The 18,949-nt window shown below is 35.5% G+C and carries 19 protein-coding genes; 5 read left to right on the top strand and 14 right to left on the bottom strand.

Annotated elements, in window-relative coordinates; all coding sequences use genetic code 11:
* Positions 1-600: 600 nt before the first annotated feature.
* Complete coding sequence (gcvP, locus tag ODR02_RS20700; RefSeq protein WP_309513327.1) at positions 601-3,459, top strand: aminomethyl-transferring glycine dehydrogenase; 2,859 nt, start codon at positions 601-603, stop codon at positions 3,457-3,459.
* Positions 3,460-3,704: 245 nt separating this feature from the next.
* On the opposite strand, the gene ODR02_RS20695 is transcribed toward gcvP, so the two are convergent.
* From ODR02_RS20695 to ODR02_RS20675, 5 genes are all read right to left on the bottom strand, one after another.
* Positions 3,705-4,538 (bottom strand): hypothetical protein, encoded by an 834-nt coding sequence (locus tag ODR02_RS20695; RefSeq protein ID WP_309513326.1) that lies wholly within the window; start codon positions 4,536-4,538, stop codon positions 3,705-3,707.
* Positions 4,539-4,977: 439 nt separating this feature from the next.
* Positions 4,978-5,400: a hypothetical protein gene (locus ODR02_RS20690; protein ID WP_209784025.1), complete on the bottom strand. Its 423-nt coding sequence runs from the start codon at positions 5,398-5,400 to the stop codon at positions 4,978-4,980.
* Positions 5,401-5,406: 6 nt separating this feature from the next.
* Complete coding sequence (locus ODR02_RS20685) at positions 5,407-6,153, bottom strand: YggS family pyridoxal phosphate-dependent enzyme (RefSeq protein WP_309513325.1); 747 nt, start codon at positions 6,151-6,153, stop codon at positions 5,407-5,409.
* A gap of 9 nt (positions 6,154-6,162) precedes the next feature.
* Entirely contained in the window at positions 6,163-6,570 is a 408-nt protein-coding gene (locus ODR02_RS20680) for a hypothetical protein (protein ID WP_309513324.1), read from the bottom strand.
* A 150-nt stretch (positions 6,571-6,720) separates the two neighbouring features.
* Positions 6,721-7,437, bottom strand: a complete 717-nt coding sequence (locus tag ODR02_RS20675; RefSeq protein WP_309513323.1) for an AAA family ATPase — start codon at positions 7,435-7,437, stop codon at positions 6,721-6,723.
* Between the two features lie 1,127 nt (positions 7,438-8,564).
* Between ODR02_RS20675 and ODR02_RS20670 the strand changes: the two genes are divergently transcribed.
* Positions 8,565-8,900, top strand: coding sequence for a DMT family transporter (locus ODR02_RS20670; RefSeq protein ID WP_209784029.1), 336 nt, complete (start codon positions 8,565-8,567; stop codon positions 8,898-8,900).
* Here ODR02_RS20670 and ODR02_RS20665 read toward each other — a convergent pair.
* The 3 genes from ODR02_RS20665 to ODR02_RS20655 all read right to left on the bottom strand — a co-directional run bounded on the left by ODR02_RS20665 (position 8,897) and on the right by ODR02_RS20655 (position 11,216).
* Positions 8,897-9,553: a glycosyltransferase family 32 protein gene (locus tag ODR02_RS20665; protein WP_209784030.1), complete on the bottom strand. Its 657-nt coding sequence runs from the start codon at positions 9,551-9,553 to the stop codon at positions 8,897-8,899. The two genes, ODR02_RS20670 and ODR02_RS20665, sit on opposite strands and share 4 nt — an antisense overlap.
* Before the next feature lie 255 nt (positions 9,554-9,808).
* Positions 9,809-10,780: a DUF6268 family outer membrane beta-barrel protein gene (locus ODR02_RS20660; protein ID WP_309513322.1), complete on the bottom strand. Its 972-nt coding sequence runs from the start codon at positions 10,778-10,780 to the stop codon at positions 9,809-9,811.
* Positions 10,781-10,787: 7 nt separating this feature from the next.
* Positions 10,788-11,216 carry a hypothetical protein gene (locus ODR02_RS20655; RefSeq protein ID WP_209784032.1) on the bottom strand — a complete coding sequence of 143 codons (429 nt, stop codon included), beginning with the start codon at positions 11,214-11,216 and terminating at the stop codon, positions 10,788-10,790.
* Between the two features lie 191 nt (positions 11,217-11,407).
* On the opposite strand from ODR02_RS20655, the gene ODR02_RS20650 reads away from it, so the two are divergent.
* Together ODR02_RS20650 and ODR02_RS20645 are read left to right on the top strand one after the other, a co-directional pair.
* Positions 11,408-12,484: a sensor histidine kinase gene (locus tag ODR02_RS20650; RefSeq protein ID WP_209784033.1), complete on the top strand. Its 1,077-nt coding sequence runs from the start codon at positions 11,408-11,410 to the stop codon at positions 12,482-12,484.
* A complete protein-coding gene (locus ODR02_RS20645; RefSeq protein WP_309513321.1) occupies positions 12,484-13,206 on the top strand; it encodes a LytR/AlgR family response regulator transcription factor in 723 nt (240 codons plus the stop codon). Before ODR02_RS20650 ends, ODR02_RS20645 begins: the two co-directional genes overlap by 1 nt.
* Before the next feature lie 195 nt (positions 13,207-13,401).
* On the opposite strand, the gene ODR02_RS20640 is transcribed toward ODR02_RS20645, so the two are convergent.
* Together ODR02_RS20640 and ODR02_RS20635 are read right to left on the bottom strand one after the other, a co-directional pair.
* On the bottom strand, positions 13,402-14,136 hold the full coding sequence (locus ODR02_RS20640; RefSeq protein WP_309513320.1) for a DNA-formamidopyrimidine glycosylase family protein: 735 nt from the start codon (positions 14,134-14,136) through the stop codon (positions 13,402-13,404).
* Positions 14,137-14,225: 89 nt separating this feature from the next.
* Positions 14,226-14,855, bottom strand: coding sequence for a class I SAM-dependent methyltransferase (locus ODR02_RS20635; RefSeq protein ID WP_309513319.1), 630 nt, complete (start codon positions 14,853-14,855; stop codon positions 14,226-14,228).
* A 202-nt stretch (positions 14,856-15,057) separates the two neighbouring features.
* Here ODR02_RS20635 and ODR02_RS20630 point away from each other — a divergent pair, with 202 nt between their 5' ends.
* Positions 15,058-16,413: a deoxyguanosinetriphosphate triphosphohydrolase gene (locus tag ODR02_RS20630; RefSeq protein ID WP_309513338.1), complete on the top strand. Its 1,356-nt coding sequence runs from the start codon at positions 15,058-15,060 to the stop codon at positions 16,411-16,413.
* Between the two features lie 7 nt (positions 16,414-16,420).
* Here ODR02_RS20630 and ODR02_RS20625 read toward each other — a convergent pair whose 3' ends face one another.
* The 4 genes from ODR02_RS20625 to ODR02_RS20610 are packed head-to-tail and all read right to left on the bottom strand — an operon-like array spanning position 16,421 to position 18,935.
* Positions 16,421-17,494 carry an NAD(P)H-dependent flavin oxidoreductase gene (locus ODR02_RS20625; RefSeq protein WP_309513318.1) on the bottom strand — a complete coding sequence of 358 codons (1,074 nt, stop codon included), beginning with the start codon at positions 17,492-17,494 and terminating at the stop codon, positions 16,421-16,423.
* Positions 17,495-17,524: 30 nt separating this feature from the next.
* Positions 17,525-17,977, bottom strand: coding sequence for a nuclear transport factor 2 family protein (locus ODR02_RS20620; RefSeq protein ID WP_309513317.1), 453 nt, complete (start codon positions 17,975-17,977; stop codon positions 17,525-17,527).
* A complete protein-coding gene (locus ODR02_RS20615) occupies positions 17,974-18,708 on the bottom strand; it encodes an SDR family NAD(P)-dependent oxidoreductase (RefSeq protein WP_309513316.1) in 735 nt (244 codons plus the stop codon). Before ODR02_RS20615 ends, ODR02_RS20620 begins: the two co-directional genes overlap by 4 nt.
* Before the next feature lie 8 nt (positions 18,709-18,716).
* Positions 18,717-18,935, bottom strand: a complete 219-nt coding sequence (locus ODR02_RS20610) for a tautomerase family protein (protein WP_105681882.1) — start codon at positions 18,933-18,935, stop codon at positions 18,717-18,719.
* Between the last annotated feature and the right edge of the window lie 14 nt (positions 18,936-18,949).

Raw genomic sequence — 18,949 nt, 5'->3', positions numbered from 1 at the left:
TCTTTTCCCTTTCTTGAATTTTTTACAACACGATTTCTTTTCACAAAACATCTCTTCGTTATTGAATGAGTAAGGTGCCAATGGCGGAACTTTAAATGGGACAATCATATTCATGTTGCAAATATATTAATTTAGAATAAATATAATTAATAAATTTTCATAAAATTCTTAAAACCTGATGTATAGCAGAAGGAACCTGCTTTCAAAGGTATTCAGAGTCTCACTTTTTATACCTGATAGCTTCTTTTATTCACATAAATAATGCCCTAATTTATACTTTGAATACAATTAAGCTGTAGGGGTTATTTTGAAGGTAGACTTAATCAATAGAAAGAGACTGTTGAAAAATTCACATTGTTTTTAATAAAGTGGAAAGTGTTTAATTGTGTGAAAAATGATGTTATTATTGTGTATTATGCATAGAATAGGGAGTGTGCTTGTTGGAATTTATATAAACCCTGTTAAAAGTTTATTTAAAATAGAATGTGATAAAAATCACAAATATTTTTGTGAATGAGCGCCCTGGAAATGCTCTTGTACAATCGTCCAAAAAATTGTAATTTTACGAATCTTTTTACAAACAAAATCTAATAAATAAAAATGAATACAGAACAGTTTGTGAGCCGTCACATTTCCCTTAATGAAGCCGATAAACAGGCGATGTTGGAAAAACTTGGCGTTTCTAGTATTGAAGAGTTAATTTCTCAAACCATCCCTTCTTCTATCCGTTTAGAGAAAGATCTTGAGATCTCGGAACCACTTTCTGAATACGAAATGTTGAACCACTCAAAAGAATTGGCATCTAAAAATACAGATTATACAAGTTATATTGGATTTGGATACCACAACACCCTTTTACCTTCAGCAATCCAGAGAAATATTTTTGAAAACCCTAGCTGGTATACAGCGTATACTCCATATCAGGCAGAAATTGCACAGGGAAGACTTGAAGCTCTTCTTAATTTCCAGACTGTAGTATGCGATCTTACAGGTTTTGCATTAGCTAATGCATCTTTATTGGATGAATCTACTGCTGCTGCTGAAGCAATGCATATGTTCTTCAACAACAGATCTAAAGACCAGAAAAAAGCAGGTGCTAATAAATTCTTCATTTCTGATCTTGTTCTTCCTCAAACAGTTTCTGTATTAAAAACAAAAGCTGAAGGATTAGAAATCGAAGTGGTAGTAGGAGATCATAAAACACATCAGTTTGATGGTTCTTATTATGGAGTTTTATTACAATATCCTGGTAAAAACGGAATCGTTTTAGACTATACAGAAGATATCGTAGGATATAAAAAACTTGACCTTCAGGTAGCAGTTGCTTGTGATCCGATGGCTTTGGTAAAACTAAAGTCTCCGGCAGAAATGGGTGCAGACTGTGCAGTAGGAACTACACAGAGATTCGGTATTCCATTAGGATACGGAGGTCCTCACGCCGCTTTCTTTGCTTGTAAAGAAGATTACAAGAGAGATATTCCGGGAAGAATCATTGGGGTTTCCCAGGATATGTACGGAAGACGTGCTTTAAGAATGGCGTTACAGACAAGAGAGCAGCATATCAAAAGAGAAAAAGCGACTTCAAACATCTGTACAGCACAGGTTCTTTTGGCAGTAATGGCAGGGATGTATGCTGTATATCACGGTCCGAAAGGATTAAACTATATCGCAGATCAGATCCACTTTAAGGCAAACGCTTTGAAAAACGGTCTTAAGGCATTAGGATATCAGGTAGTAGAAGAGCCCATCTTCGATACAGTGAAAATGACAATGGCTGAAGATGAGAAAGCAAGATTAGTAAGACTGATGCTTGATCACAGATTAAACCTTAATTATTTCACAGAAGGAGTAGTAAGTATTGCGATCAACGAAAGTACTACATTAGAGAAATTAAACTATCTGATGGCTTCTTTTGCTCAGTTTAAAGACAAGCAGACTTTCAAATTAGAAATAAAAGAAGGATACAGCATTCCTGAAGAAAACTTAAGAAAAGACGAAATTCTTACGGAATCAGTATTCAACAAATATCATACGGAAACAGAATTGATGCGTTACATCAAGCGTCTTGAGAGAAAAGATTTATCATTGACTCATTCAATGATTTCTTTAGGATCTTGTACCATGAAACTGAATGCAGCGACTCAAATGTTACCGCTTTCATGGGAAAACTGGGGTGCAGTTCACCCATTTGTACCAGTGAACCAAGCTGAAGGATACCAGGAAATGATCCGTGAACTGGAGAAAGACTTAGCAGAAATTACAGGTTTTGCAGGAACTTCTCTTCAGCCAAACTCTGGAGCTCAGGGAGAATATGCAGGATTAATGGTGATCAGAGAATATCACATTTCAAGAGGAGACCACCACAGAAATGTAGTATTAATCCCTCAGTCTGCACACGGAACAAACCCGGCTTCTGCGGCTATGGCAGGAATGAAAATCGTTGTCGTGAAAAACCTTGAAAACGGGGAAATCGACTTCGAAGATCTTAAAGCTAAAACAGAACTTCATTCAGCAAACTTATCTGCTGTAATGATTACTTATCCTTCAACTTATGGATTCTTTGATGCTAACATTAAAGAAATTACCAACCTTATCCACGAACACGGAGGACAAGTATATATGGATGGTGCCAACATGAACGCTCAGGTAGGATTTACAAGTCCTGGAAACATCGGAGCTGACGTTTGCCACCTTAACCTTCATAAAACTTTTGCCATTCCTCACGGAGGTGGAGGCCCTGGAGTTGGTCCAATCTGTGTTGCTAAACACTTAGTGCCTTTCCTTCCTTCTAATGCAAATATCAGAATTGGTTCTAAAGAAGCTATCGAAGGTATTTCGGCTGCTCCTTACGGTTCAGGATTGATCCTTAACATTTCTTATTCTTATATCAAAATGTTAGGAACTGAAGGTCTTAAAAAGGCTACTGGTCATGCAATCATGAATGCCAACTACCTGAAAGAAATTTTAGCAGAGCATTTCCCAATCTTATATTCAAACGAAAACGGAAGAGTAGCTCACGAATGTATCGTAGATTTCCGTCAGTTCAAATCTTTAGGAATTGAAGTAGCGGATGTGGCGAAGAGATTGATGGATTATGGATTCCATGCTCCTACCGTTTCTTTCCCGGTTGCTGGTACCTTGATGATTGAGCCTACAGAATCTGAAAGCAAGTCTGAAATTGACCGTTTTGCAGAAGCATTAATCTCTATCAAAAAAGAAATTGATGAAATCGCCAACGGTGAAGCAGATGCGGCAAACAACGTATTGAAAAATGCTCCTCACACAGAACAATTGGTAATCTCTGATTCTTGGGATAAACCATACAGCAGAGAAAAGGCAGCTTATCCATTAGAGTGGGTAAGAGACCACAAATTCTTCGCTTCTGTATCAAGAGTAGATGAAGCTTACGGAGACAGAAACTTAGTATGTACTTGTGAGCCGATTGAAGCTTATATGTAATCTCAGTTTTTTAACTATAAAAAATCCCTTTCAGTAATGAGAGGGATTTTTGTTTTTATAGTCATTGCGAGCAAAGTGAAGCAATCTCTTTAACGCAAATGTCGCAAAGATTTTTCGACTACTAATTGTTTCAATGTTGGCAAAGGTGTTGCAATCAGCAAAGCTTAAACGATATGTTTTTTCGACAAATTGCGAACCTTGTACAGCCATTGTCATTGCGAGCGAAGCGAAGCAATCTCAATTTTCTATTCATCTAATTTATATTTCTCTACATAATCTTCTTTTGCCTTAAAATGCCCTGCTTTTTTATCATACAGAAAAATATATTCTACAGGAATCTTTTGAAAAGGATGATCAATGGAATAATCAACTTGTTTACCATCTATTGTAGTACCGTCGCACCAGTCACCTTGAGGAGTACGACCCTGTATGAATACGAGTTTTCCCGTGAAAGCAATATCGTTAAACCCGTCATTATTGTAGTCTTTAATTTTTAATTGCAGCTCGTACGGTTCATAAATTTTGTTGTCTTCATGAGCATCATATGTTCTGACGTTACCTCCATAAATATTTTCTAAAGAGTCTGATGTTACCTTGTAAATTTCATGACCTCCGTTTCCACGCGCTGTGACCAAGGTTGTCAGTAAGAATGGATTTTGTTTTGGGAAAATAGAAACAAATTCATATCGTTCTGCTGATAAGATTTTAACAAGTTTCCCTTCTTGTGTTAATAAGAGTTGATTTTTCCATGGATATCCGGAATTGGGTCCCGTTTTCCAATCATACTCAATAAAATAATACTCATGATTTGAACCATTAATTTTCACCTTTTTGAATGCTGTTATTTTTTCACCTTTTTGCTGAACAGAACTTTCATGAATGTTCAGATTAAAGGTTTGCCGAAGGTTTTTGATGAATTTCGAAGAATCTTTGATTGCAGGATAATCTGTAAGATATTCAACTGGTATGGACATTTTAAGATTGGGATTCTCTTTGCCTGTATGTTGAACATTTTCTTTTTTGTGACTACAATTCAAAATGAGTAAAGGTAAAAGTACTGCCAGAGATATTTTTTTCATGGGTTTATGAGTTGCGAAAGGAAATTCTTTGAAATTTATTATATTTTAATGAAATGTCAATCATTTAATTACTATTTTAAAACAAAAATCACCTCCCAAAAATTGAGAGGTGTCTTAGTGTTTAAGTTCCGGTTTTTTTACCTTCTTTTAAAGCTATAAGCAAGCAAAATGGCTACGCCCATAGTAACGCAGGTTATAATTGAAATGGTTTCAATTGAAATTCCACTTTTCATCTGTGTGTTTTCTTTTTCACATGAAAAAAAGAATAATAATGTCATGAACAGACATACCGATAGTAATTTTTTATTCATAAATGCATTTATTTGGTTATGAAAGATTTATAGCAAAAAGTATACCGGATTTGTAGACTAAAAAAGCCTTTGTTTAAAGGGTTTTGAACACATTGATTGGCTGGAAATAAATGATTTAACGTAAAGAATTAGGATAAATAGTTAATCTTATGGACAATTTTTTTTATCAATCCCCGGTTTCCAAAATAGCAAAGTAAATGATTGATCAAAAGTGCTGAAAAAGGAAACAGATTACCGAAGAAATTTTTAAAACTAGCCATGGTAATAATGAAAAAAATAAGCGAAAAGAGGTTTAACTTCCATAGCTTTACTTCGTAAGTAAGCGTTTTGTTGTTTTCATGATAAGTGAATTTTCCATTATCAATTAAAGATAAATAATGCCAATTGGATCTTTCTGTGAAAAGACCTTCACTGAAAGAAATAAACTCCGGTCCGCAAAGGATATTTTGAATGTTTTTTTCCTTTAATAGATCGTGTACTGCATAAATAACCTGATCAGATGTTTTATCTCCGATGATTTCTCTTTCAAAAGTATAAGTAAATGGAAACATGTGATTTTATGCTTTTTTATTCGCTTTACCCTCATCCCAATAATAGCTGTCAGGATAAACCCTGGCTCCAAAAACAGCGGTTCCCACCCGTACAATGGTGGCTCCTTCCTCAATAGCTGTTTCCAGATCTCCGCTCATTCCCATGGAAAGTTCTTTCATTTCCACACCGGGAATATTTTCAAGGATAATGTCCTGTTGGAGTTTTTTCAGGATTTTAAAGCATGATCTTACTTTTTCAGTTTCTGCACTGAACAGACCAATGGTCATTAAGCCTTTTATTTTTAAAGTAGAAAATTCAGAAATCTTTCTGGTGAGCTCAATCGCTTCAGCAGGGTCAACTCCAAATTTGCTTTCTTCATTGGAGGTATTTGCCTGAATAAAGACATCCATCGTTTTGTTTTCCACCAGAAGCCTCTGATGTAGCTTTTCGGCCAGTTCCAGACGATCCAGAGACTGAATACAGGTGACATTATATTTTAGAATATCTTTGATTTTATTGGTCTGAAGATGTCCTATAAAGTGATTTTCATGAGGGATATCTTTCAGATCTTCATATTTCTCCTTCAATTCCTGGACTTTGTTTTCTGCAATTAAGGTTTGTCCGTTTTCTAAAGCAATTTTGATCCGGTCTGGGGAAACTGTTTTGGTAGCCAGTAATAATTTAACTTCATCAATGTTCCTTCCAGATTGTTCACAGGCGGTTTTTATCCGGTTATTGATGATGGTTAGATTGTGGAGAATGTCTTCTTTCATGATGGATGTTTAAATATTTTCGTCTTCCCAAATAACTGAATTTATTTTCCAGCCTTTTGCAGTCTTAACATACTGAAAAAATTTAGTGCCATTTCCTTCAAAATAATTACCATTAAGGTATCCATGCTTTTGGTATTTAGAAAAACGTTGAGCAATATTGTTAACTATTTTTGTTTCCTCATTGACTTCATATTCCTCAAATTCGGTAAGTGTTCCGTCTGTTAAAATTCTTTTTCTTGGAGTAATAAAACTGTCAAGGGTATAAATTTCTTCGTTGCCTTTATCCTTTTTGATTATTATTGTTTCATTTAAACAAATATCATCAATACTTTCAAAGTCCTGCTTTTTTCCATTAGTATTAGTAAACAAATTAAAAAATGATGTGGTTAGCTGATTGAGTAAAAAAATATCGTCCATTGGTATTCATTCTAGTGTTTTAAAATTAATAAATTTTCAAATTCAAAATGGGTTTAATTCAGTACTTACGCAATTGACATTTTTCAGCAAAGAAAAAATTCGTTTCCAGGAAAACGGATCCGTATAATTTTGGCAATTAATTTAGTGATCTCAATTCTCAACTATTTTTGCTTCCAACTTTTTTATCAAAGCACTTTTAACCACGGTAAATGCATAATCTTTAGCTTCAGCAAAAGAAATAGAATACCGTCTTTCAACTTTTCTCATTTCTTCAGGAAACTGTGCCAGCAACTGATCGTAGAATATATCCAAAACTTCGGCAGAAGGCATTTCATAATTAATCTTCAGTTGAAAACGTCTTAACAGTGCTGTATCAATGATTTCAGGGTGGTTGGTAGCACAGATTAAAAGGGCATTCTCAGGGTAATAATCAATCAATTGAATCAAGGTATTAACCAGCCTTCTCATTTCGCCTACATCTTTATCATCGCTGCCTCTTGCTTTCCCAATCTGATCCAGTTCATCAAGAAAAAGTACTGATCTTTCCCTTGCTGCTTTATCAAATATCATTTTGATATTCTGAGAAGTTTCTCCGATTCGTGAGGAGACAATATTGCTCAGATTCAGGATGATAATATTTTTCCCTAAGGCATTGGCGATAGCCTTTGCGGTCATTGTTTTCCCGCACCCTGAACTTCCCTGAAGTAAAATCTTGTTATTAACCGGAAGGCCGTATTCCTGTAGTTCTTTAATATAGGTATGCTCCTTGATTAGCTGTACAAGCTCATCTCTGTTGGTTTTTCCTAGAAATACTTGGTTTAGGGTAACTTGTTCTTTATCTTGAATAATGAGGTTGTACAGATTCATAATGACGTTTAAGGATTATTGAATAAGCAAAGATAAAGCTTTATTAGATGCCGGAAGAAATCCTGAATCATAATAAGTATCTGGTCCAGCGTAAAATGAATGATGAATGGATGCTGGTATTAGAAAACAATCTGTGAGATCTGTGGGGAAAAGACTCAATAAAAAAAGAAAAGCCAGACTTGCGACCGGCTTTTCTCATTTGGATATTAAAATTTGTTATGAAACTAAGATCTTTTTTGTTTATGTTTTTGGGCCCTTTTACCCGATGGTAAAAGAGCAATCCGATCTCTCAGACTAAAAACATAAAACAATATAATTAGTATAGATATTCTATAGGCTTGTTTTATTTTAAGATTAGTTTCTTTCTCTTCTTACTGTCATGAAATATGATGTAATTACTACTAAACCTGTTACGATACCGATATAAGTTACCATTTTGTATTATTTTTAATTATTTGACTTTTTTTTATCAATCTTTCAATTGCAATATTACTACTTTCAAATCATGTGCCAAAGTAAATATTTATGATGTATATCAGTGTATTACGGGATTGTAGGTTCATTTATCAGTGAATTTTTGTTTACATTAAATTAATGTGTTATTGAGAATTTATTAATACTTTTATTATTCTATCTGTAAAATTATGTGAAAATGTTAATCGTTTATCGACTTCTATATTGGAGTTGATAAAACAAATAATAAATAATGCTTAGCATAATATTGTTGTAATCCACTTTTTTTGAATGTAAATTTTTCACGCGAAAAGGATTTTCATGTTAAGAAAATTTATTTTTAGTCTCGTTTTTGATTCGGAATTTTTGTCATCTGTCACACTTCATGACATGGAGAAATATTTTTTTTATGCCAGATCTGAAAAATAAGTTTGCACAATGGTATACTTTTTCAAAATATTTAAAATATTGAATGAAGCTAAAAATAAAGCACTTAAGATGAATTAAGTGCCTGAAAGAAGTATAATTGTAGGATTAGTGGTAAAAAACTGAAGGTTTTCAAAGCGTTAAAGAAAGAGAAGCATTTGCTGTCTCTTGATCAGCAGAGAATTTTCCCATTATCCCTTTTTGAATTACCGGAGTGCTTTTGTTACTTTTGTACAAAGAATGAATTTATGGGACGCAGTTATATTTTTCTTGCTTTGGCTATTATATTTGAGATCATTGCTACCACTTTTTTGAAAAAATCTGAGGAATTCTCGAAGCTATGGCCATCGGTGGTAACAGTCATAGGATATGCCTGTGCTTTTTACTTTCTGAGTCTTACTCTTCGTCATATACCGGTAGGCATTACCTACGCCATCTGGTCCGGAGTAGGTATTGTCTTTATAACGATGATCGGAATTATAGCATTCAAGCAGGTTCCGGATCTGCCTGCCATTATTGGGATTGCTTTGATTGTTGTTGGAGTAATTATTATTAATGTATTTTCAAAAATGGGAACTCACTAAAAAATAATTTCCTGACGCTTTTCCATCTGTTTCCAATGTTGGGACCTTGATTTGTATAAAAAGAACTTTCCCAGTTTATATTTAAACCTTAAATATCCACGGAACTCAATGCCGTGAAATAATCTAAAGGGAATTGCCGGATTTTCCTCTAATGATTTCCTGATTCCTTTACTGAATACAGTAGGGCCAGTAGTGGCATGGATATCATGCGGATAGCGGTGATGGTTTATATTATCAATCATCAGTTCTAATGTTTTCTCTAGAAAAGGATGGTTTTTATTGAAAATAAGAGCCCATTGAACATACAGATTTTCGTGTCTTTCTGCACTGATCACAGCTTCATCATCTTCCTGAATAAGTTTTTTAAACGGTTTTATAATACTGCTGTCTATATCCAGGTATATTCCGCCTTTTTTATATAAAACAGCGTATCTGAAGAAATCAGCTTTTGAAGCTCCAATTCTCAGTTTTCGATAGCTTTCAATATATTCAGGAGGAAATTCTTCCGTGAGAAATTGCTCTATGTCATGGTCATCATAAAAGAAATAGCTGTACTCCGGATTTTTCCTTTTCATATTCCAGATGTGATACCGTGTAATCAAAGGAAGTTTTTTAGTTTTAAAAGTCTGAAATATTTGTTTGGGTACTGCCATTTTCTATTTTTTAAAGTCTATTCTTATATAAAATCCCGAAATTATTTTCATCAGCAAAGTGTAGCAGTAATAAGATTTTTCAAGAAAGAGAAAGGTTTCTATATTTGAAACAGCTTATGCTTAGCTGAACTTTTGATTCTATTTTAGGAGAATAGTTAAATCTTGAAGGAGGGAAATTTTAATTTTTTTTTAATATTTTGGTTGAGAAAATTTATAATAAGTTCGGAACTTGTAAAATCCAATTGCAGTTGGATATTATTTTACTTTTCGTCTTTCAAAAGGATTATATGAAATTCCGGCATTGAAATAGAAAGAAGGCTTATAAGTTCCTTTCCATATATAATCATTAAAGGACTCCTGCTTATTAAATGCTCTTGAATTAATATTCGCTCGAAGTCCGGTTTTAAATGTTCCTATAAAATTTCCTCCAAGATTGTGTTCATAAATAACTCCTGAATTGAGGGCAGCCTGCCGGAATTCATACGTGTTATTATTGCGGTAGGTATAAAAAGAGGTATTATCCATCTCTGTTCCCAGAGAAAGCCTTCCGCTTGAAGAAATGTCTTTTCTTACCAATACTTTTTTCGGGAGCAGTACATCCAGTACCCATCCGTTATTAAATCTGTTTTCTAAAGTGAAAATAGGGAGAACGGGAATTTGAGTGCTGGGATCAATAATACCAGCCAGTCCGAGAGACATTTTTGTTTTAGGAGTTGCTTTTAAAATTAATGAAGCGGTAACCAATCCTCTGATACGTTCAAAATGCTGATCGCTTCCATCTGTAGAAATACTGGCGGAATAGATTGCCGTTTTTTTGAATAACCTTGAGAAATAACTAAGATTAATCGCTTCCGAATGATAATGAAAGTTTTCTTCCCCTTCAGTTCCGGGGATTACCGGATTTTCGTTGCCTATCGAGGTAAAACGATAACTCAGGGAAGTGCTAAAAAGCCAGCTTCTGTTTTTGATGAAATAAATATTGGCATCCGCTTTTACCTGTTGAAAGCTTTTCACTTTGTTATCCGGCAGATCTTTTCCCTGAAGTTGTGAAGAGAAAGAGGAGGGAGTAACCAAAGTGTATTCAAGGTTGAAATTTCGGGATTGTGGAATTTTATCCGCAAAAAAAGCACGGACTTTCAATGGAATACTATCCTTTTTCTGGGCGTAAATACTGTTTTTTAAAGGAAGTATGGCAAAAGGAACCAGCATTCTTCTCAATGTTTTCATGGTGAGTTTATTTTAAGGGTTGGATTATAGATTGGAAAAAATTGAATGTAAAAATCCTGTCATAGAAAATATCCAGACTGTTTTCAATAATCGCATCAGCATATCCGGAAGTATCCGTAACAAATGTTTCCTCCACAAAAACAAACCAGAGTTCTGAGAGTCCGTATCTTCTTCTAAACTCTTCAGAAGCATTGCTGTCAGGAACGGCAGAATGCTTGAGGTCACAGAATAAAATTCCTTTTTTATCTCCCTGGTGTTCCACAATATTAATAGGATGATGGAGGTAGCTTAGAATATTCATTTTTGGGTCAAAACATTCTACAAAATGATGTAAATCAATAAGCTGTATTACTTTTTCTTCCTGTTGAGATTCTGTCATAAAAAAGCATTCTAGTGATATTTCCTGAGTCAGTTCGTGAAAAGCTGTTAATTCCATAAGTGTCATTTTACGATGCAAAGGAATAGAGAAAAGTACAGCGTGATTGTGTTTTTATACGAAATGGCAGGTATTTTATACAAAATCCGGGAAACCCAAAATTGGTATAATAAAATGCAGGTTTTGTATAATAAAGTAGTAATAATTTCCGTTAATGTCTATTTTTGTTACTCATAAAACGAGCCTATCGCATGAAATACAGTCCTTGGAAATTTGAAGAAACCTTTGTCATGGATTTTCTGGTGGAAGGGAAGTACCGATTTCGAAGACATCTGCTGTTTCTGATCTTCTTTTTCCTGTTGATCTACAGTGCGAGATTTTGGCACTGGTACTCAGGGATCTATCAGTATTATGTTTTATTCTTTGTGTATACCGTCCTGATCACCATGGTTTACATAAATATATATGTATTGGTTCCGCGGTTTTTCTTTAAAACAAAATATGTCACTTATCTTGTCCTGCTTGTTTTGATGGGAGTACTGGGACTCAACTTTATCGGATATGGTTTTAAGCTTTTCTTCGAGGAATTCAGAATTAAAAATATTCTTAGAGAAAATGAGAAAGGAGGAATTTATGAAGGCGTTCTGATGTGTATTCCGATTATCATGACCACCACTACAGTAAAACTTTTACAGAAATGGATCAGTGACAACAAAAGGATTAATGAACTGAGTAATCTTACATTGAATATGGAGTTGAATGAACTGAGAAACCAGATCAATCCTCATTTTCTTTTTAATATGCTGAATAATGTAAAAGCACTCATCAGAACAGATCCCGCAAAAGCTTCGGTAGTGATTGTCAAACTTTCCGAATTTCTACGGTATCAGCTTTATGAAAACAGTGAAGAGAAAACGTTACTGACCTCAGAGATTGATTTTCTGTCTAACTTTTTAAACCTTGAAAAAATCAGGCGTGACAATTTCTTATTTGATATTCATGCAGAGGTGGACAAAAGAGTTCTCAACAGTACTTTTATTCCCCCTAATTTATTTACCACATTCGTAGAAAATGCGGTGAAGCACAGTGTGGATATCAGTGGGGGAGAATCGTATGTGAAAATAGAAATCAATATTGAGAATAAGCAGCTTTATTTCAGATGTGTAAACTCAAGAAGTTCGGGCTATGCTGTTTCGGATAAGAAAAACAGTGGGCTTGGCCTTGCCAATATTACCAGAAGGCTGGAACTTCTCTATAGTGATACTTTTGACCTGCAGATAGAGTCCGGAGATAAAGAATATATTGTAAATTTAAAAATTCCCGTGTGATGAACTGTATTATAATTGATGATGAACCGCTGGCAAGATCCGAAATGAGATCGCTGATTGCTGAAATCTCCAGTATTGATATCCTTGGCGAATTTCCCAATGCGCCTTCTGCTCTTGAATTTCTTAAAGATAATGATGTAGATCTTATTTTCCTCGATATAGAAATGCCGATGGTGACAGGTCTTGAGTTTGCGGAAATGCTCCCCAAAAAATCCCTGATCATTTTTACTACAGCCTATTCCCAATATGCATTGAAGAGCTATGAACTGGAAGCCGTTGATTATCTTCTGAAGCCCATTGATCCCCAAAGACTGGAAAAGGCCATTGATAAAGCCATACTGTATACCGAACTTTTATCTAAAGATACCGTGAAAAATACGGTAGAATCCAATACCGCAGATTTTTTATTCATCAAAGCTGAGCGAAGGTTCTATAAAATCAGTTTTTCAGATATTAAATTTATAGAAGGACTTAAAGATTATGTAGTTATTCATACCCGACAGCAAAAGCTGATCACCGCAATGAATTTAAAAACCATTCATCAGAAAATCTCAGGGGAAACGTTCATCAGGGTCAGCAAATCATACGTTGTGAATATGAATTATATTGATTCATTTGATAATCACAATATATACATCGAAGATTCCGAAATTCCTCTGGGAGAAGTCTACCGCGCTGAATTCTTTACAAGATTTGCCGGAGGACTTCTCAACTCAGACTAGCTTTTTATCAATAATGAATAATAAGCAATGAGTAATAAAATCCTTGAACCCTTCTGTTACCAATCAAAAATATACATTATCATCTGTGGAAATCTGCGTAATCTGTGGGAAAAACTATTCAATAGAAAAACGGGCTTTAGCCTGTTCAGATAAATAAACCATTCAATGGCTTACAAAACTTAAAATAGTGTTGAGCTAATACAGCTTCTGATCCTTTTCACAATAGAAACTCCTTCTTTTTCCTTTACCGGTTTGTTTTTTGATCAATTTCTGTCCACATAGGGGACACACAGATTTAGTATGAGCAAGCCAATGTTTTTTCAACACAAATTCTCTTTTCCATTTCAGAAAATCAAAACTGTAATTCCTGGCTTCAGTTATAAGTTCTTTCCTTTTTTTGACAGGAAGGTTTCCCAACATACTTTCCGGCTGTACTCCAATTCTGAAAAGCACTTCGTTTTTAATGATGTTGCCGACACCAGAGAAAATATCCTGATTCATTAGTGCATCACAAACCATCATTTTCGGATTCGATTTTAATTTCTCTTCAGCTTTCTTAGGATTCCACTGATCGCTCATTACATCGGCTTCCCAATCAATTGTGGAGAGAAATTCAAGGTCTACAGACTTTACAGAACAGGTGTAAAAATAGATGCTTCCCGTAGAGAAAAACAATGCTAAACGCAAGCTTTTATCCGGTTTGGTTTGTTCATCAATGCTGTAAGAACCAAACATTAATAAATGAATCCGGATCGCTGCTTTTCCAAAAACAAGATAAGTTTGTTTTCCAAAAGTTCGGATTTCCAGAAGGGATTGACCAATGAAAATTTCTTTCTCGAATTTGGCATTTCCTGAAACTTCTGTTACTTGCTGACCTGCAAATGGCTGCAGGTTTTCTTTCATTAATATGATGGATGGACCTTCAGGCATACGTTTGTTTTGAGATAAAGATTCAAATAATATTCCATAACCCAATAAAATCTGAGCTTTATCCCAAAACAAGCCTGTTTAAAATATCCTTAGACCAGTTTTTGCCCTACAAAACGAATCACAGAGCCAGTCCCATTATGAAACAATCCCTCGTTGAGCTCAATTTCTGTTTCTGCTAATTGAATAATATCATAATCCGGAAAATCAGCTTTGATCTCTTCAATAGAAAATAAGGATTCAATATCCTTTGGCCCACCTACCTTTTCGTTCTTTGCAATATATTCAAGATGGCTTTTACTGAAAGCTTCAAAAATAATAAAACCGCCTTTTCGCAGATACTGATTCAGCATGTGATGGATGGAAGATTTTATATTTCCCGGAAAGTGAGCATAGATAAGGGCAATAGCATCAAACTGTTCTTTTTGATAATTCAAAGTAGAAAGCTCTCCCACCTGATAATCAATGCTGGTTTTTTGTTGTTCAGCCAGTTGTAACGCTTTATTCCTGCCATTTGCACTTATATCAAAAGCTGAAACCTGCCATCCCTGCGTTGCTGCAAAAACAGCATTCCTGCCTTCACCTTCTGCAGGGAAGAGTATTTTCCCGGGAGTTAATCTGGTGAGCTGTTCTCTCAGGTAATTATTGGGTTCTGTTCCATACGCAAACTCTTCGCTGCTGTACCTTTCGTCCCATCTGTTGAGCCATGTATTGTCCGTCATTGTAAAAAAGAATTTAAAATTGGAAGAAGAAAAATGATATATTCTTCAGTTTTATTAGTCGTATCAAATGTAGAATATTTCTTCAAGCTTTCTAATTCCGAAAAAACGTTTATTATCATAGATTTTTTGAATGACAGATCTCTCTAATAAAAATCTAAATACTATTCCGTACAATTAAAATTTGGAGTAATTTTGAAAAATGATGAATTTAAACCAGATTTTCACCAATCAACGTACAGGAAACAATCCACAGACTAAAGCTTCACGAACTGATTTTCAAAGGGATTTTGACAGAATTATCTTCTCTTCTGCCTTCAGAAGACTGCAGAATAAAACTCAGGTTTTTCCTCTTCCCGGAAGTGTTTTTGTACACAACAGACTGACGCATTCTTTAGAAGTATCGTCTGTAGGAAGAAGTCTAGGAAGTATTATCGGTGAATTTATTGCGGATGATTTTAAAAATGAACTGACTGAAGATTCAAAGAATTTTTATCTCTATAACTTAGGAAATGTAATTGCAGCCGCATGTTTGTGTCATGATGTGGGAAATCCGGCATTCGGACATTCCGGAGAAGATGCCATTGCAAGCTATTTTGAAAGGAACGAAAAAGACCTGAAATCAAAGTTCAATGAAAAAGAGTGGGCGGATCTGGTTAATTTTGAAGGAAATGCCAATGCAATCAGAGTGTTGGCGCAGCAACAGCAAGGAAAAGATGCCGGAGGTATTCAGCTTACGTTCTCAACACTGGCAAGTATCGCAAAATATCCGTGCGAAGCTGTAGCAAAGAAAAAAGGAATCATTCACAGGAAGAAATTCGGTTTTTTCCAGAATGAAAAAGATATATTCCTCGAAATTGCAAAAGGAACTCAGCTTATTTCTGAAAGCGAAGAACCGCATATTTTCAAGAGACATCCTTTTGTTTGGCTGGTAGAAGCGGCTGATGATATCTGCTACAACATCATCGATATGGAAGATGCTCACAGACTGGGAATTGTTTCAACTGCAGACTGTAAAAACTTATTTTTCGAACTGGTAAAATCTGAAACAGATGATGTTCAGAGAATTGAGACCAAGTTAAGCTCTATCTCCAATGAGAACGAACAGATTTCCTATTTGAGAGCAAAAGTAATCAATGCTTTGATCAATAAATCGATTGAGATGTACAAATATAACTTTGAAACGATTCTTGAAGGAAATTTAGACAATGGTTTACTAGATATCTACAAAAAAGAAAATAAAGCTTTACAGGATATTGAAAGTTTCTCCGTAGAAAAAATCTACAATCACAAAGCGGTTGTTGAAATTGAAAATGCCGGTTATAATGTAATGTATGAATTGCTGGACCATTTTATTCCTTCCATTCTGAAAACTAAAGACCACAGAAAATCTTATGATGAAAAAGCTTTGAAACTAATTCCAAAGCAATTTATTTACAATGACGGAACCGATTACCAGAAAGTGCTGGGTGTGATTGATTTCGTTTCAGGGATGACGGATAACTATGCGACCGATTTGTATCGAAAAATTAAAGGAATAGACATCGGAATGACGGTGTAAATTCTATTTATTGTAATAATTCAGAAGCCTCTTCGATTAATGACAGCATTAAAGTGGAGGCTTTTTTATGTTTTAAAAGCGGCGCAATCTGACCCGACCAGAAAAATACCAGATCGTTCTTTTGCTGTTCCAAAGCTGCTTTCCTCAATGCTCCCATGAAATGAGTCTGCAAAGGAAAGGGCAGTGTTTTGTCTGTTGCAGCCAATACATCTCTTGTGATTTTTGTAGTAATTCCACGTCCCAATCTTCCGGTATAAGCTCTGGAAAGCGTGGTGGATTTAGCAGCATCAGAAAATAGAAATTCTTTATGGATTGGAAGGGCTCCGGATTCTTCAGTTGCCAGAAAAGCGGTTCCAATCTGTACAGCATCAGCTCCCAGTTTAAAAGCTCCCGCAATGCCACGGCCGTTGGCAATTCCTCCGGCAGCTACAACAGGAATTTTTACTTTATCCTTAATTAATTGAATCAAAGCGAAAGTTCCCATTGTAGAAAGTTCAGCCTGATCCAGAAACGAAGGTCTGTGGCCACCACTTTCGAAACCGGAAGCCACAATAGCATCCACACCCGTTTTTTCCAGGGCAATCGCTTCATCCAGCGTTGTTGCATTTCCCAATACCACTGTTCCCTGACGATGAAGTTCCTCAATGATATTTTCATCCAGTAAACCAAACATAAAGCTGAACACCTTGGGCTTAATATCAAGAACAACCTCCAACTGATTCTGAAACCTTGATTCAAAAGAGGGTAGTGCTTCAGGAATATCGATATTTAAAAAATCAAAATACGGTTTGAAGGTTTCAACGGCCTTTTGATATTGCTCTTTCGTGTGTTCTTCGTCAATAATATCGTGATCATTTACCCAGAGATTAAGGTTGTAAGGTTGATCTGTTTTGGATTGTATGGCTTTGTGAATGTCATAGATTTCCTGTGGTGACAATGTGTAAGCTCCAAACCCTCCCAATCCGCCAAGATTACTCACTGTTGTTGTCAGCGCAACGGTAGAAAGACCTCCTCCGAAAGGACCTTGCAGAATAGGGTATTCAATTCCCAATAATTCCGTAATTCTATTTTTATTCCACATGACTTTACTCTTTTTAGTTAAAAATTTGAATTAAAGGTGTACGTTGGTTAATGTCTTGTTAATGATGAACCATTTTTCGTTTATATAATTGAAAGTTATGAAATTATAATAATTAAAATCATACATTCTGACCTGTAATTTTGCAACAGCAATCGAATTAATGACCTCAATAGAAAGAATTATTGCTTTAAAATCTTTTCCGGATTTCTGTGGGCTTACACGGTTTCCGACTCCTTCAATATATTGTTCTGCTGTTTTGAAATACGGAACTCCATCAACATCTCCGAAAAGCAAAGCGCCTTTATAGAATGCTTTTTTAAGAAGTTCAGTATTCCCTTCATAAATTCCTTTGAAATAATAATTCTCTATGACATTTCTTATTTCGGTTTCTGGGGTTGGGTAGGTTTTCATATCCTTTACATTTTGTGCATGGCCGCTCAACGGAAAGCTGAACAGCCATGCTATAATTAATGATAGTTTCATGATAAATGATGTCCGGCTCCCATTCCTCCATCAACATTGATGATGGCACCGGAAATTAATTTGTTTTTGGCGATAGCATGAATCATCTGAGCGACTTCTTCAGGCTCACCAATGCGGTTAATCAGGTGTATTCCTGCATTATTGTCAAGATCCGCACCATGCATCGGAGTTCTTATCAATCCCGGAGCAACCGTATTAACTCTGATATTATCTTTTCCAAACTCTGCCGCCAGCTGTAAAGTAAGAGCATGAATCGCTCCTTTGCTTGAAATAGGTGCTGTAGAAGGAGATTCTGCAATCGCATGATATACCAATGGCGTTCCTACATTGATAACCACTCCGTCTTTTTGCCTGATCATCTGAGGAATGACAGCTTGCGTTGTGAAGAACGTTCCTTTTAAATTGGTTGTTAAAAATCGGTCCAGATAATCTTCAGTGACTTCCAGAAAGGGTTTGTTCTCATAAATTCCGGCATTATTGATAAGAACATCAATGGAACCAAACCTTTCAAGGGCTGTCTGCACCAATGCTTCTCCCGTTGACTTTTCTGAAACATTTCCGGCCACCATGGCCAGATGGTCTCCGGCTCCCAGTTCATGATAGACTTCTTCTAATTTGGATGCTGTTTGCGAATTGATGATTACATTGTCACCTCTGTGCAGAAAATAACGTGCTGTTTCTAGCCCTATTCCTGAAGAGGCTCCTGTTACAATTATGGTTTGCTTTTTCATTTTTATGCTTATTTTTTAACTGTTGAAAATCCTTGTTCTTTTAACACTGAAACCTGTTCTCCGGCATATCCCCAGTTATCATCTTCAATTTCGTTAATCACGATATGGGTTAAATGAGGATCCTTATTCAAAACCGAAGTGACTGCTTCACTGATTTTTCTGATTAATTGTTGTTTGGTTTCGCGGGTAAGATCTTCGCGAAGCACCTCTACTTTTATAAATGGCATAATGGTAATTTTTT

The sequence above is a fragment of the Chryseobacterium sp. CFS2 genome (genome assembly GCF_036543225.1).
Lineage (GTDB): Bacteria > Bacteroidota > Bacteroidia > Flavobacteriales > Weeksellaceae > Chryseobacterium > Chryseobacterium culicis_A.
Note: the sequence above shows the minus strand (reverse complement) of the source record. Positions and strands in the feature narration are given on the sequence as shown.